17 protein-coding genes are annotated in these 12,937 nt (G+C 66.1%); 5 read left to right on the forward strand and 12 right to left on the reverse strand.

Annotated elements, in window-relative coordinates:
* Nucleotides 1-69 precede the first annotated feature (69 nt).
* The 4 genes from ACP7AS_RS02075 to ACP7AS_RS02090 form a co-directional block, all read right to left on the reverse strand.
* Entirely contained in the window at nt 70-480 is a 411-nt protein-coding gene (locus tag ACP7AS_RS02075) for a VOC family protein (RefSeq protein WP_426027163.1), read from the reverse strand.
* A 23-nt stretch (nt 481-503) separates the two neighbouring features.
* Nucleotides 504-800 (reverse strand): BrnA antitoxin family protein, encoded by a 297-nt coding sequence (locus ACP7AS_RS02080; protein WP_426027164.1) that lies wholly within the window; start codon nt 798-800, stop codon nt 504-506.
* 38 nt (nt 801-838) lie between these two features.
* Nucleotides 839-1,102, reverse strand: a complete 264-nt coding sequence (locus ACP7AS_RS02085; RefSeq protein ID WP_426027165.1) for a BrnT family toxin — start codon at nt 1,100-1,102, stop codon at nt 839-841.
* 74 nt (nt 1,103-1,176) lie between these two features.
* Entirely contained in the window at nt 1,177-1,962 is a 786-nt protein-coding gene (locus ACP7AS_RS02090) for an EcsC family protein (RefSeq protein WP_426027166.1), read from the reverse strand.
* A gap of 110 nt (nt 1,963-2,072) precedes the next feature.
* Here ACP7AS_RS02090 and mdh point away from each other — a divergent pair, with 110 nt between their 5' ends.
* Entirely contained in the window at nt 2,073-3,035 is a 963-nt protein-coding gene (gene mdh / locus ACP7AS_RS02095) for a malate dehydrogenase (RefSeq protein ID WP_426027167.1), read from the forward strand.
* Between the two features lie 99 nt (nt 3,036-3,134).
* Here mdh and ACP7AS_RS02100 read toward each other — a convergent pair whose 3' ends face one another.
* The gene (locus ACP7AS_RS02100) at nt 3,135-3,683 is read right to left on the reverse strand and encodes a hypothetical protein (protein ID WP_426027168.1); all 549 of its coding nucleotides are present in this window, start codon (nt 3,681-3,683) and stop codon (nt 3,135-3,137) included.
* A 337-nt stretch (nt 3,684-4,020) separates the two neighbouring features.
* Between ACP7AS_RS02100 and ACP7AS_RS02105 the strand changes: the two genes are divergently transcribed.
* Nucleotides 4,021-4,815 carry a hypothetical protein gene (locus ACP7AS_RS02105; protein WP_426027169.1) on the forward strand — a complete coding sequence of 265 codons (795 nt, stop codon included), beginning with the start codon at nt 4,021-4,023 and terminating at the stop codon, nt 4,813-4,815.
* 28 nt (nt 4,816-4,843) lie between these two features.
* Here ACP7AS_RS02105 and ACP7AS_RS02110 read toward each other — a convergent pair whose 3' ends face one another.
* Both ACP7AS_RS02110 and zapE read right to left on the reverse strand, forming a co-directional pair.
* Entirely contained in the window at nt 4,844-5,371 is a 528-nt protein-coding gene (locus tag ACP7AS_RS02110; protein ID WP_426027170.1) for a hypothetical protein, read from the reverse strand.
* A gap of 64 nt (nt 5,372-5,435) precedes the next feature.
* A complete protein-coding gene (gene zapE, locus ACP7AS_RS02115) occupies nt 5,436-6,551 on the reverse strand; it encodes a cell division protein ZapE (protein ID WP_426027171.1) in 1,116 nt (371 codons plus the stop codon).
* A gap of 145 nt (nt 6,552-6,696) precedes the next feature.
* On the opposite strand from zapE, the gene ACP7AS_RS02120 reads away from it, so the two are divergent.
* Nucleotides 6,697-7,743: an aspartate-semialdehyde dehydrogenase gene (locus ACP7AS_RS02120; protein ID WP_426027172.1), complete on the forward strand. Its 1,047-nt coding sequence runs from the start codon at nt 6,697-6,699 to the stop codon at nt 7,741-7,743.
* A gap of 156 nt (nt 7,744-7,899) precedes the next feature.
* Nucleotides 7,900-8,823 (forward strand): EamA family transporter RarD, encoded by a 924-nt coding sequence (gene rarD / locus ACP7AS_RS02125; protein ID WP_426027173.1) that lies wholly within the window; start codon nt 7,900-7,902, stop codon nt 8,821-8,823.
* 64 nt (nt 8,824-8,887) lie between these two features.
* On the opposite strand, the gene ACP7AS_RS02130 is transcribed toward rarD, so the two are convergent.
* Together ACP7AS_RS02130 and ACP7AS_RS02135 are read right to left on the reverse strand one after the other, a co-directional pair.
* Nucleotides 8,888-10,033, reverse strand: a complete 1,146-nt coding sequence (locus ACP7AS_RS02130) for a serine hydrolase domain-containing protein (RefSeq protein ID WP_426027174.1) — start codon at nt 10,031-10,033, stop codon at nt 8,888-8,890.
* Between the two features lie 58 nt (nt 10,034-10,091).
* Entirely contained in the window at nt 10,092-10,319 is a 228-nt protein-coding gene (locus ACP7AS_RS02135; protein WP_426027175.1) for a hypothetical protein, read from the reverse strand.
* 416 nt (nt 10,320-10,735) lie between these two features.
* On the opposite strand from ACP7AS_RS02135, the gene ACP7AS_RS02140 reads away from it, so the two are divergent.
* Entirely contained in the window at nt 10,736-11,008 is a 273-nt protein-coding gene (locus tag ACP7AS_RS02140; RefSeq protein WP_426027176.1) for a hypothetical protein, read from the forward strand.
* A 194-nt stretch (nt 11,009-11,202) separates the two neighbouring features.
* On the opposite strand, the gene ACP7AS_RS02145 is transcribed toward ACP7AS_RS02140, so the two are convergent.
* The 3 genes from ACP7AS_RS02145 to ACP7AS_RS02155 all read right to left on the reverse strand — a co-directional run bounded on the left by ACP7AS_RS02145 (nt 11,203) and on the right by ACP7AS_RS02155 (nt 12,851).
* On the reverse strand, nt 11,203-11,415 hold the full coding sequence (locus ACP7AS_RS02145) for a hypothetical protein (RefSeq protein WP_426027177.1): 213 nt from the start codon (nt 11,413-11,415) through the stop codon (nt 11,203-11,205).
* 97 nt (nt 11,416-11,512) lie between these two features.
* Nucleotides 11,513-12,124 (reverse strand): HWE histidine kinase domain-containing protein, encoded by a 612-nt coding sequence (locus ACP7AS_RS02150; protein WP_426027178.1) that lies wholly within the window; start codon nt 12,122-12,124, stop codon nt 11,513-11,515.
* On the reverse strand, nt 12,090-12,851 hold the full coding sequence (locus ACP7AS_RS02155) for a PAS domain-containing protein (protein ID WP_426027179.1): 762 nt from the start codon (nt 12,849-12,851) through the stop codon (nt 12,090-12,092). Before ACP7AS_RS02155 ends, ACP7AS_RS02150 begins: the two co-directional genes overlap by 35 nt.
* Between the last annotated feature and the right edge of the window lie 86 nt (nt 12,852-12,937).

Raw genomic sequence — 12,937 nt, forward strand, 5'->3', positions numbered from 1 at the left:
ATGCCTGCGGTTCCAACAAAGATAATCGATAAACTTTGTCGTCAGGAACAGAAAAATCTATGTTTGGACTCAAGCTACCGCGCCCTGCTCCATCATGAAGGCGTTCAGCTTGTTGCCGTCCGGATCGCGGAAATAGGCGGCGTAGAAGGTGTCCCCGCGCGGTCCGGGCGGCCCCTCGCAGCGCCCGCCATACGCCAGGGCGATCTCATGCAGCCGGTGGATCTGCTCGCGCGACGCCGCCTCCAGCGCCACCATAACGCCGTTGCCGACGCTGGCGGCCTCGCCGTTGAACGGTTTGGTCAGGCCGATGCCCGCCCCGCCGCCCGGCGTACCCCAGGCGATCGCCCCCGGCCACTCCATCATCCGCGACGTGCCCATTTCCGCGGCGATCGCATCATAGAATTTCGCCGCCCGTTCGAGATCGTTGGTGCCCAGTGTCACATAGCCGATCATGTCGAAGCCCTCCGTTTCCGTGATCATCAATGCATGAACAAAACAGGAACTCAAGCGCGGCGTTTCGATGATGATCGGGCTGGCTTGGAGCCGACCGACGGACCCGATGTCGCGTCCCGAAGGATACTGTTGATCCGCGTCTGCCAGCCGTCGCCCGTGGCCTTGAAATGATCGACGACATCCTTGTCGAGCCGGATAGAGACCGGGACTTTCGGATTGTCGGCCGGCGGCCGTCCGGGGCCGCGCCTGAATTGGGCGAGCACCGCTTCCGGAAGCACATTCCGACCGCGTGATGCCCGCTTTATCATGTCCCGGGTCAGCTCCGGGGCGTCATCCTTGTCGTCCATCTGGACCTCCCTGGCTCGACGGGTCGCAACGGCGGCCCTCACTCGGTGTAACGCTTCACTTCCTTTGGCCTCGCCCTGCGAAGGCTGATCACGCGCACGCCGTCACCGCGCAGGGTGAAGGTCATCGCGTGCAGTGTCTCGCCGATCAGCCCGTAGGCGTTGAATCGCTCTTCGCCGTAGTCGAAGCGGGTGTCCGCAACGATCACGGCATCGTCGAGGACCATTTCGCTGGCTGCCGAAAGGGACACGCCGTGTTTGGCGATGTTGGCGGCGTCCTTCCCGGGATCGAAGTCAATGGCCATCAGCCGTAAGCGTATATACAAAAACGCGGAATCACAAGAATTTTTGTATATACAAAGCCTTCGGCTGGCGGCGCCTAGCCCTCCGCCATCCACCGCATCCGGCAGGCCATCATCGCCGTCTCGCCGAGCCGGTCGACCAGCCGCCAGTTGACCGCCGCCCCGATCGGCGCGCCGACGACGGGGATCAGCTGGGCCAGCTTGGCCAGGTCGATATAGTCGCGGTACTCGATCTGGAACCGCCGCCAGTCATAGTCGGTGACCGCCTGCGGCTGGTCGACCCCGGCGATCCATCGCTCCAGTTCGGCCAGCGCCTCGGGCCGTCGTTTGGCGCTGGCGAAGGCCAGGTGGAAGATGTGCAGCAGGAACAGCCGCTCCCGGACCGTATCGTCGCCCCAGCCATAGGCGCCGACGACATCGCCCAGCATCCGCACCTTGATCGCCATCAGGGCCGGAAAATCCACCGCCGCCAGTACGAAGCCGCCAGCCCCGGCGACTCCGCCCTCGACGCTGGCTGTCGTGCGGTACGCCTTGATCTTCGCCCGCGCACGCAACTCCCGCGCGGCCAGCGAGCCGTCAGCCATGGGCCGCGCCGGGATCAGGTCCGAGCCGAACAGGATTCCCTTCGTCATCGCCTCGACGCCGGCGGTGATGACGGCATGCACCCGCTCCGGGATGATGCGGTTGATCCGCTCCTGGGTCCCGCGCGTGGCCCTGTCCCACAGGCCCGGCCGCTTGAGCATCCTTGTCCGCCAGGCCGCGACCCCGGCGCGCACCGTCGTCTCGTCCACGACCGTGATCAGGTCGGCGGGCACGGCCTCGGCGGCGACGAACTCGGGACGGGTTTCGGGCGGGCGGGCCATAGGTGCTCCGGTGACGCGGCGTCACGGTTGCAGGCCCGCGCTCGCGGGTCTAGACCCCGCCCGACCGCGGTTCGCAACCGCAAAGATCCACCCTCCCGGAGAAGACTCTCATGGCTCGCGCGAAAATCGCCCTTATCGGTGCCGGCATGATCGGCGGCACCCTGGCTCATGTGGGCGCGCGCGAAGCGCTGGGCGACGTCATCCTGTTCGACATCGCCGAGGGCACCCCCCAGGGCAAGGCGCTGGATATCGCCGAGGCCACCGCCGTCATGGGCTCCGACGTCACGCTCAAGGGCGCCAATGACTATGCCGACATCGCCGGTGCCGACGTCTGCATCGTCACCGCCGGCGTGCCGCGCAAGCCGGGCATGAGCCGCGACGACCTGATTGGCATCAATCTGAAGGTCATGAAGGCCGTCGGCGAGGGCATCAAACAGCACGCCCCGAACGCCTTTGTCATCTGCATCACCAACCCGCTCGACGCCATGGTCTGGGCCCTGCAGAAATTCTCGGGCCTGCCGAAAGAGAAGGTCGTCGGTATGGCCGGCGTGCTCGACTCGGCCCGCTTCGCGTATTTCCTCGCCGAGAAGACCGGCGTCTCGGTGCAGGACATCCACGCCTGGACGCTCGGCGGTCACGGCGACGACATGGTGCCCATGGTGCGCCATTCGACCATCGGCGGCCTGCCCCTGCCCGACGCGGTCAAGGCCGGTTTCCTGAGCCAGGCCGAGCTGGACGCCATCGTCGACCGCACCCGCAAGGGCGGCGGCGAGATCGTCGCCCTGCTCAAGACCGGCTCGGCCTTCTACGCCCCGGCCGAGAGCGCCATCGCCATGGCCCGTTCCTATCTACTGGACCAGAAGCGCGTCCTGCCTTGCGCCGTCTGGCTGTCGGGCGAATACGGGCTGAAGGACCTCTACGTCGGCGTCCCCGCCATGATCGGCGCCGGCGGCGTCGAGAAGGTCGTCGAGTTCACCACCAACGACGAGGAAAAGGCCATGTTCGCCAAGTCGGTCGAGTCGGTGAACGGCCTGATCCAGGCCTGCAAGGACATCGACGGCAGCCTCGCTTAAGGGCGCTATCGCTCGCGAGGCGGTCGCTCACTGTTTGAGCGCGAACCGCACCGTATGAAGAAGGCCCCGGAGCGATCCGGGGCCTTTTTGACTTGGGCTCTAAGGTCGCGCGCAGCGCCGTTGCTGGGCGATGCCTTTCAGGAATCCGCGTCGAACCAGACCGGCCCGGATCGCGGCCTGGACCGCCCGGTCATAGGCCGCCGCACCCGACAGCCTGCGGACCCAGCTGCGCAGGGGAATGAAATCGGTCGCGGTGTCACGGACCATGTCGAGAGCCGCGTTCGCCGCCTGATCGCCCGTGCCGGTCGCAGGGACAGGTTGGTCGACGTCAGGCCCGAGCGCCTCGTCCAGGTCATCGATTTGAGCGATCACGTCGCTGCACCGGCGCAGACCGACGGTCGCATAGGGCGCGGCCCGCGCGGCAATCAGAATTTCCGGCACCGCCTGGCGGCGGAGGTTCAGATCATCCAGTGGCGTCGTAACCGCCATTCCCACGCCTTCTCTGAAGGTCGCGCCCCCCTGGTTCGCCTGTGCGCGGTTGAGCTCGAGCGTGGGCAGTCCGGGCATGGAGGCGCATGCGCCGAGGCCAACGACCCCGGCGACGCACAGGATCGGCAGAACGGAACGATGGGCACGGACCGATGTCATGGGCGGTCTACAGTTCAGCGGTTTCGGATCGAATTCACCGGGCGCGGCCTCCAGGGTCTGTCCCCGGCAAGACGCGCGACTACCGAACGACCTTTCCATTGCGCCTGTCCAGTCCCGCCACCGCAATCCCTCAACAGCCGTGGTCCCGTGGTGCTGAGGACCGGCCGACAGCAGGATCGCAGGTCGACCGCCGCCCGTCCGGCGATGCCGCCACAATCCCCGCCGGATCAACGACAGCACCGGTGGCCAATCCCCGGCCGAAATCGGGCCTCAAATTCAGCGAACCTTGAATTTCAGCCCCGGGAGACTAGGCTCCCTTCGACATCGGGGGGTGGCCATGACGACGGTTTCAAACAACGCCTTTGCGCCGAAGGCGGGCAACGAGCGCTTCTTCATGGGCGCATCGCTCGCCATGGTTCTGGTGATCGTGGCCGGCTTCTCACTGCAGCTCGGCATGGGCCGGTCAAGTTTCTCGGCACCGCTGCTGGTGCACGCCCACGCCGTCGTCTTCATGGGCTGGGTGGTTATCTATCTGCTGCAGAACACCTTCATCGCCACCGGCCGCATGGCGCTGCACCGGCCGCTGGGATGGATCGCGGCGGCGTGGATCGTGCCGATGCTGGTGCTGGGATGCTTGGTGACGGTGGAGCTGGCGCGGCAGGGGCGGGTGCCGTTCTTTTTCCGCCCGCTGCAGTTCCTCGTCTTCGATCCGCTGTCGCTGTTCGCCTTCGCCGGATTGACGGTCGCGGCGATCGTGCTGCGTCGCTCGACCGAATGGCATCGACGCCTGCATTTCTGCGCCATGGCGATCCTGCTGGGGCCCGGCTTCGGGCGGCTGCTGCCGCTGCCGCTGCTTCAGCCCTGGGCCTGGGAGGCCACGTTCGCGGCGTGCATGATCTTCCCGCTGATCGGTGTCGTGGCCGACCTCCGCCGCAGCGGTCGCGTCCACCCGGCCTGGGGCTGGGGCATCGCGGCCATGCTCGGCATGGCCCTGGCCACCGAGGCGATCACCTACAGTCCGGTGGGAGACCAGATCTATCGCGCGGTCGTCGCCGGATCACCCGGTGCCGGGGTGCCGCCGCTTGCCTTCGCCCCGCCGCCCGGCGGTCCGCCGGTCCCGCCGCCGCAGTAAAGGCCCTGCCCCGCTTCGCGAGGGCGGGTCAGGTCCCCGCCGGTGTCGCCGCCTGCGCCAGCCCTTGCGCAAACGTGCGCAGCATCTGCAGCCAGATCACCGTCGGCTCCTGCAGGGGCTGGGTGCCCGTCGCCGTCAGCACCACGTCATACTGGACCACCGCCCCGGCCTCGGCGGGCGTGGCACCCGGCACGAAGAAGGCCTTCAGATAGCGGTTCTCGCGGTTCCAGGCGTTGACCTGATCGAGCGTGATCGGACCCGAGAAGACGGCGCTGTACTGGACGTCGTCGCACAGACCGGCCCCGGGGCAGTTGTAGAAGGTCAGGGTCCAGGGCAGCGGCTCGTCCGCGATCGTCAGCACCTGGGCCGTGCCGTTCTCGACCGGCTCGGCCACCGTTCCGCCCAGGCCGATCAGCCAGGCCCGGGCGTCGGCGACGGCGACGCCCTTGGGGAGGGCGGCGACCGCGGCGGCGGGTGCGGCCGGGACCGGCGTCTGGGCCAGGGCGGGCGACGTGGCCCCGAGGGCGAGAACGGCGAACAGGACGGGCAGGCGCATGGGGGAAGATCTCCGGGATCGCGAACTCTGGCCTGAGCGGCCCAGCGGAATTATGGCGGCGAGCCTACACCGGTCTTTCGCGGGCCAGCCATTCGGCCCCCGACATTTCATTCAGCCGCGACACCGTCCGCTCGAACTCGAACGCGCCCACGCCCCGCACATACAGCGCCTCCGGTCCCGCCTCCGCGAGGACCACCAGCCGCGTCCCGGCCTCGTAGAGCGCATCGATCAGGGTCACGAACCGCCGCGCCTCCTGCGGGTTGGCGGGGCCCAGCACCGGCACGTCCTCGATGAACAGGGTGTGGAACCGCGCGGCGACGGCCAGATAGTCCTGCGGCCCCAGCGCCGTGCCGCACAGCTGCGCGAACGTCGCCCGCGCCAGCCCGCCGTCGGTGCGCGCGATGACCACATCGCGGCCCGCGACCGACAGATGCGCCGGACATTCCGCCTGCTCGCCCTTGAGATCGGACCACAGCGTCTCGAACGCCGCCCGGTTGGCCGCGTCGACGGGCGTGAACCAGACCCGGTCGCCCATCAGCCGGTCCAGCCGCCAGTCGCGCGATCCCGAGACGCTGACCACCGCGCATTTCTGCTCGATCAGCGCGATGAAGGGCACGAACAGGTCGCGGTTGATCCCGTTCAGATACAGCTGGTCCGGGGCCCGGTTGGAGGTGACCGCCAGCACCACATTCTGCTCGAACAGGGCCTCGAACAGCCGGCCGAGGATCAGGGCGTCGGCGATGTCGGTGACCTGAAGTTCGTCGAAACACAGCAGCCGCGCCTCCGAGGCGATCAGCTCGGCGATCGGCCGGATGGGATCGTCACCGCGATACTGGCCGAACACCGCCTTGCGCGTCTTCGCGTCGCCCTCGCGCCACTGGCGGATCAGGCCGTGCACCCGGGCCATGAAAGCGTGGAAATGCGCCCGCGTCTTCCGCTTCTCGGGCACGCAGGCAAAGAACAGGTCCATCAGGATGGACTTGCCCCGTCCCGGCGGCCCCCACAGATAGACGCCGCGCACCTCGGGCCCGCCGCCGAACAGGCCGCCCAGCGGGGCCTTTTTCCGCAGATCCTTCTCCAGCCGCGACAGGGCCTCGACCACCGGAACCTGCGACGGATCGGGCGTCAGACGGCCATCGGTCAAACGACGGTCATAAGCGGTGCGTATGCGTGAGGGCATCGTCCCCGGGCTTAGCCGGGCAGGCTCTCGCTGAAAAGCGATTGCTTCGCGCCCGCGAAAGCCCACATAGGGCGAACCGTCACAACTCTGCGCTCAAGCAGCGAGCCGCCGCGCGGCGAGCGATAGCGCAACAAGGAAACACTTCATGGGCTATCGCGTCGCCGTCATAGGCGCCACCGGCAACGTCGGTCGGGAAATGCTGAACATCCTCGAGGAACTGAACTTCCCCGTCGAAAAAATGCACGCCGTCGCCTCGCGCAAGTCCAAGGGCGTCGAGGTCTCCTGGGGCGACAAGACGATCAAATGCGAGGACATCGAACTGTTCGATTTCTCGACCGTCGATCTGGTGCTGATGAGCGCCGGCGGCGACGCCTCGCGCCTGTGGTCGGAGAAGATCGGCGCGGCCGGCCCCATCGTCATCGACAACTCCTCGGCCTTCCGCATGGACCCGGACGTGCCCCTGATCGTGCCCGAGGTGAACCCGGACGCCATCAAGCTGGCGACGCGGAAGAACATCATCGCCAACCCCAACTGCTCGACCGCCCAGCTGGTCGTGGCCCTCAAGCCCCTGCATGACGCCGCGAAGATCAAGCGTGCCGTGGTCTCGACCTATCAATCGGTCTCGGGCGCCGGCAAGGCGGGCATGGACGAGCTGTGGAACCAGACCAAGGCCATCTACGGCCTCGGCGACGCCCGGCCGAAACTGTTCCCCAAACAGATCGCCTTCAACGTCATCCCCTATATCGGCTCCTTCCTCGACGACGGCTCGACCGACGAGGAAGCCAAGATGTGGAAGGAGACGCACAAGATCCTGGATCCCGACATCAAGCTGACCGTCACCTGCGTGCGCGTGCCCGTCTTCGTCGGCCATTCGGAATCCGTGAACCTCGAGTTCGACCGCCCCATCAGCCCCGACGAGGCCCGCGCCATCCTGCGCGACGCCCCCGGCGTCATGGTCATCGATAAGCAGGAGCACGACGGCTACATCACCCCCGTCGACGCCGCCGGCGAACACGCCGTCTATGTCAGCCGGATCCGCAAGGACCCGACCGTCGAGAACGGCCTGAACCTTTGGATCGTGTCCGACAACCTGCGCAAGGGCGCCGCGCTGAACGCCGTCCAGATCGCCCAGCTTCTGGACGAGACGGGGATGATCAAACCGGCCTCGGGGTATCGCTCGATTACCGTCTGATCTTCCACCAACCGCGTCACCCTCGGGCTTGACCCGAGGGCCGGACGTTCCGCCGCTCGGTCGACAGTCCGATCCACAACCGCGGAGCCGTCCCGACCACCCTGCCCGCGCCACCTCTGATCCTCGGGTCAAGCCCGAGGATGACGGACGAAAAGCATGACCACCCCGTCCGCCGCCCCCCGCGCCGCCCTCGTCTCCGCCTTCGGCTGCTATGTCATCTGGGGCTTCATGCCCCTGCTGTTCATGGGTCAGGCCGCGGTCGGCTTCGACTCATTCGAAATCCTCGCCCACCGCGCCCTGTGGGCGGTGGCGGTCGCCGGTCTGCTGGTCTTCCTCGCCGGTCAGGGGGGCCAGGTCCGCGCCGTCCTGACCTCGCCCAGGACCCTCGGCTGGCTGTGCCTCTCGACCCTGCTGATCGCGGTCAACTGGGGCCTCTACGTCTGGGCCACCACCCATCATTCGACGCTGGAAGCCAGCCTCGGCTACTACATCAACCCCCTGCTCAACATGATCGTGGGGCTGTGGCTGTTTCGCGAGAAGATCGACAAATGGGGCTGGGTCGCGATCGGCCTGGCCGCCGTCGGCGTGGTCTTCCAGGCCTTGGCCCTGGGCCGGCCGCCGTGGATCTCGCTGGTGCTCGCCTTCAGCTTCGCCAGCTATGGCGTGATCCGCAAACGCGTCCCCATCGACGCCCAGGCCGGGCTGCTGGTCGAATGCCTGCTGCTGGTGCCGTTCGGCCTGGCCTGGGTGCTCTGGCTTCAGCACACCGGGGCGGGCGTGGCCTTCGACAGCCCGGTCAACACCGCCTGGGCCCTGCTGAACGGGCCGGCCACCGTCCTGCCGCTGGCCCTGTTCGCCTGGTCCGCCCGTCGCCTGCCGCTGTCGACCATCGGCTTCATCCAGTTCCTCGCGCCCACCATCCAGTTCGCCATCGGCGTCTGGGCCGGCGAAGCCCTGACGCCCCTGCGCATCCTCAGCTTCGTCTTCATCTGGGGCGGTGCCGCCGTCTTCGCCGCCGCCGCCTTCCTGCGCCACCGCGCCGCCCGCGAGGCCCTGAAGCGGTGCGCAGAGCCGGTCTAGGTCCAACAGGCCCTTCGTCCCTTGTCATCCCGGATCACCGCTTCGCGGCGTCCGGGATGACAAGCTACACCACCCCGTAAAACGCCTCGATCAACCGTTGCGCCCGCGGGTCGCCGATCAGGTGCGGTGACTGGCGCGTCATCACATAGGCTCCTGACACCCGCGCGTCGGGATCGGCGAAGGCGCAGCTTCCGCCCCAGCCGCAATGGCCGACCGCGGTGGGATTGGGCCCGAAGATATGCAGGCCTTCATTGCGCATCAGGCCCGCCGCCCAGCTGACGTCGAACGGCACGACCTTGTCGCGCCCGTGAATCCGCTCGCGCAGCATCTCGGCCAGCACCCCGGGCGATAGCACCGGCTGGCCGTCCAGGTGTCCGCCGTTGGCCAGCCCCCCCATGATGCGCGCCAGGTCCCGCGCGGTGCCGTGCAGATTGGCCGAGGGGATCTCGATCGTCCGCCACTCGGTCGAGCCGCGCCCGCCGGGGGCCGAACCCTTGTCGAGGAAGGCCGCCGTCTTGACCGCATCGAGGGTCCCCAGATCGGGGGCCGAGGCGGGTTTGCGCAACGACGCCACCCGGCCGTGCTCGGCCTCGGGCAGGCCGATCCACAGGTCCAGACCGAACGGCGCGGCGAAATCCTCGCGCAGGGCCGTGCCCATGCTGCGCCCGTCCGCCAGCCGGAACAGCTCGCCGGCCAGAAAGCCGATGGTGATGGGGTGATAGCCCGACGCCGTCCCCGGCGGCCACATCGGGGCCTGGGCCGCCAGCCGGTCCAGAACCGCCTGACGGTCGAACCAGAGGGTCGGATCGACCGTCTCCGAAAACCCCGGCAGGCCGGCCTGATGGCTCATCATCTGCGCCACCGTGATCCGCTCCTTGCCCGCCTGGCCGAACGCCGGCCAGGCCGTCGCGACCGCCTCGTCATAGGCCAGCAGACCGCGCTCGACCGCCGTCGCGATCAACAGGGCCATGACCGCCTTGCCGGTCGAGAACACCGGCGTCAGCGTCGTCTCGCCATAGGCCACCGTCCGGGCCGCATCGGCCCAGCCGCCCCACAGATCGATCACGACCTCGCCCTCGACGCAGACGCTGAAACGCGCCGCCTGCTCGTTCAGCCCCTCGGGGGCGTCGATGAAATTGGCCGCGAAGGCGTCCTTCACGGCGGCGAAACGCGCCGGACAGACGCCGTGGATGTCGGGGAGGGAGGTCATGGGGATGTCCTACCGGTGCCTGACCGGTCCGTCACCCTGCCGTGTTTGCCCGCTCCGCTCAGCGAACCGGCGTGTCCGGCTCGTCCGGCCCGGTATGAGCTTCGGTCTTCGCGGGTCGGTTCTCGACCGTCATTCGGTAGAGGGCGCTGCGCCCGAGATCGACATGCGGGAAAGGCTGACGCGGCGTTCCCGGAACTTTCAGCCACAGACTGGCCCCCAGGGCGACGAAGCATATCACGGCGATGGTCGCGAAGACGCAGATGACCGGATCGAGCTGAAACCCCACTCAGGATTGTCCGAACCCGCGCCTGAACCAGGCCATGAAAAGTCGATAGAGCAAACTGCCCCGGCTCTCCGACGGCCGCACACACGCCTTTCGACCGCGGCCTTTGTAGTCATCACCAACATCAGAAAAACCCCGATTTCCAATGCTTCAATCCGGAACAGTCAACGCGGTTCCTGTGTCCGGTGTCGGACACGCATTGATCTGCGGAACCCAAGCCGTCAAAGAACGCTCCCGGCATCGGAGGTGGTTGATGCTGAAGATGTCCCGGTTATTGCGGCAGGTATCCTGTCGCCACGCGTTTCGATACAGCCAGAGCCGGCCCGGCACGCTCGTCTGCGAACGCTGCGGTCATCGCCGGCATGACTGACGGCCATGCTCCAGCATCCTATCGCGGCTCCCAGACCGCGGAGGAATTCTTGCGCCAGATCGGCAATGTCTGGATTGGCCTGATCGAGACGATCGCCGCGGAACCGAACCAGGAAGCCGCATTGGCCGGCTATTTCGGAGTCTCGCCTCAGGTGATCCGTCACTGGGTCGACGCCCGGGGCCGGACGCGATGCTTCGGCCAACGCCCGGACGGGCGTCGCTGCGCCACCCTGGTCGGTCACAAGGTCCAGTATGACCCCAAGGTCTGGGCGGATGAGCGACAGCGCTGTTCCGCGCACGGAGCCAGTGCCGCTCGTCCGTGATCCGTCGGAAACGGTCACCCAAAACGCGCCATCCGCCGTGGTGGCCCCGGACATGCTTCCTTTAGTGCTTCAGCACAGCAAGCGTCTCACCGTGGTGCAATATGGCTCAGCTTTCCCAGGGACTCGTCGGCGGCTCGGCCGGACGCGCGCCCGAGCGTGCGTCCTTCCTCGACCGGTCGGCTGCGGACCGTGACCTAGAGGACCTGATTCACTCCTGGGAGCGGCTCGAAGATCCCGCGCTCCGTCGGCTGGCGGTTCGCCTCATTCGGACGCTGGGCGAAGACCGCCGCGGCTAGCGACCGGTTCGCCATGACGGGCGACGTCCCCAGATCGGCGACGACCTCGCCTTCGATATAGACGTGAACCAGTGCGCCCTGTTCGTTCAGCCCGGCGGGCGCGTCGATCACATTGGCGGCGAAGGCGTCCTCGACCGGGTCCCGGGCCGAAAACGGACGCGTTCAATGTAGGCTACGGGTGGAAAGCGGACATGGCCTCCGTCGGCTGTCAGAGCGGGAACGCGACCTCGACAACAAGCCCTGTTGGCTCCCAGGTTCGGGAAATTGTGCCCTCGATTTGACGAACAACGCTGGCCTTTAGAGACGAGCCAAAGCCTTCTCGCGTGGGTGCGACGACTTGTGGTCCCCCCGTCTCCCGCCATTGAAGCACCACCCTGCGCCCTTCGAGCGTCCAGGTGACCGACACACGCCCGTCGACACGGCTGCACGCCCCATACTTGTTGGCATTGGTGGCGAGTTCATGGAGCAGCATGCTGATCGGCTGCACCTTCTCTGGCGCAAGAGCGACCTCTGGACCTCTGACGTCGATGGAATCCTTGGTGCAAAGGGCTTCCAATTCCTCTCTGACCACATCTTCCAACCGCCCTCCCTCCCAACGACGATTGGCCAATGACGTCTGAGCGCGAGCAAGGGCGCTAATCCTGCCCGTGAGAACTTCCTTGTAGGTCTCCAAATCGTCGGCACGGGTAAGGCGTGTGAGCGAATGCACAATTGAGAGGACGTTGCGCGCGCGGTGATCCACCTCATGCATCAATAGCTTGCGGGCTTCCTCGTTGCGTTTTTCATCACTTAATGTCGCGCGCCTCGATGATTGTTCCAACGACCTGCGCCTCGTCATTTCGGATCGGGCTGGCGGTGAAAGCAACGGGGTAAAAGGAACCGTTCCTATGAACAAAAACCTCTTCCCCCTGCGTCCCGGAATTTTCCGGGAAAGCTCGGTCAATGGCGCATTCTGAAAGGGGAAAAGGGCGGCCGTCCGGGTAGGTGTGATGGATCACATCATGAAGCGGGCGTCCGGTCGTTTCATGAAAGGCGTAGCCGGTGAGTGTCTCGGCGGCCTTATTCATGAACGTGCACTGTTGCCTCTCATCCATGACGAACACGGCCATCGAGGTGTTGTCCAAAATCGTATCAAGGCGCCCGGCAAGCTCGCGCGTTTCTTGCTCCAGACGCCGGTGAGCGGTGATGTCCTGAATGGCTGCATAAAAAACGCAATCGCCGTCCTCCTCAAACAATTGAAGCTGGACCGCCACGTTGTAGTCGGTGCCGTTCTTGCGCCGATGGACCGTCTGAAAATCGAGTCGCTCGATATCTCCCGCGAGTAGCGGTCGAACCAAGGATAGAAATTCGTTCTTGCTAAACTCCGGTTTTAAGTCCCAAGGCGTTAGCTCGGCAATTTCAGAAGCTGAATAGCCGAGATTTTCTCGAGCACCCTTGTTGACTAGACGGAACCTGAAATCTTCAGCCGAAAAAACGTATACTTCGCTGGCAGCTTCTTCAACGATACGCCCCAGTCGTTCGTTGGTCACGCCGTTATTCTGGTTCATGGTCTGACAATCCGGTCTGGAATACTTCGCAGGCAGCTTCTCGTATGTTTCGGATTAAACCGAAGCGGAGACGATGGATATCGGCG

Source organism: Brevundimonas sp. TWP2-3-4b2 (genome assembly GCF_049897345.1).
Taxonomy (GTDB): Bacteria; Pseudomonadota; Alphaproteobacteria; order Caulobacterales; family Caulobacteraceae; genus Brevundimonas.

Coding starts and splice junctions, on each gene's coding strand:
- ACP7AS_RS02155 (WP_426027179.1), bottom strand. CDS start 12,851: ATGAACCAGAATAACGGCGTGACCAACGAACGACTGGGGCGTATCGTT.
- ACP7AS_RS02085 (WP_426027165.1), bottom strand. CDS start 1,102: ATGGCCATTGACTTCGATCCCGGGAAGGACGCCGCCAACATCGCCAAA.
- ACP7AS_RS02130 (WP_426027174.1), bottom strand. CDS start 10,033: ATGACCTCCCTCCCCGACATCCACGGCGTCTGTCCGGCGCGTTTCGCC.
- ACP7AS_RS02120 (WP_426027172.1), top strand. CDS start 6,697: ATGGGCTATCGCGTCGCCGTCATAGGCGCCACCGGCAACGTCGGTCGG.
- ACP7AS_RS02100 (WP_426027168.1), bottom strand. CDS start 3,683: ATGACATCGGTCCGTGCCCATCGTTCCGTTCTGCCGATCCTGTGCGTC.
- rarD (WP_426027173.1), top strand. CDS start 7,900: ATGACCACCCCGTCCGCCGCCCCCCGCGCCGCCCTCGTCTCCGCCTTC.
- zapE (WP_426027171.1), bottom strand. CDS start 6,551: ATGCCCTCACGCATACGCACCGCTTATGACCGTCGTTTGACCGATGGC.
- ACP7AS_RS02110 (WP_426027170.1), bottom strand. CDS start 5,371: ATGCGCCTGCCCGTCCTGTTCGCCGTTCTCGCCCTCGGGGCCACGTCG.
- ACP7AS_RS02080 (WP_426027164.1), bottom strand. CDS start 800: ATGGACGACAAGGATGACGCCCCGGAGCTGACCCGGGACATGATAAAG.
- ACP7AS_RS02075 (WP_426027163.1), bottom strand. CDS start 480: ATGATCACGGAAACGGAGGGCTTCGACATGATCGGCTATGTGACACTG.
- ACP7AS_RS02090 (WP_426027166.1), bottom strand. CDS start 1,962: ATGGCCCGCCCGCCCGAAACCCGTCCCGAGTTCGTCGCCGCCGAGGCC.
- ACP7AS_RS02105 (WP_426027169.1), top strand. CDS start 4,021: ATGACGACGGTTTCAAACAACGCCTTTGCGCCGAAGGCGGGCAACGAG.
- mdh (WP_426027167.1), top strand. CDS start 2,073: ATGGCTCGCGCGAAAATCGCCCTTATCGGTGCCGGCATGATCGGCGGC.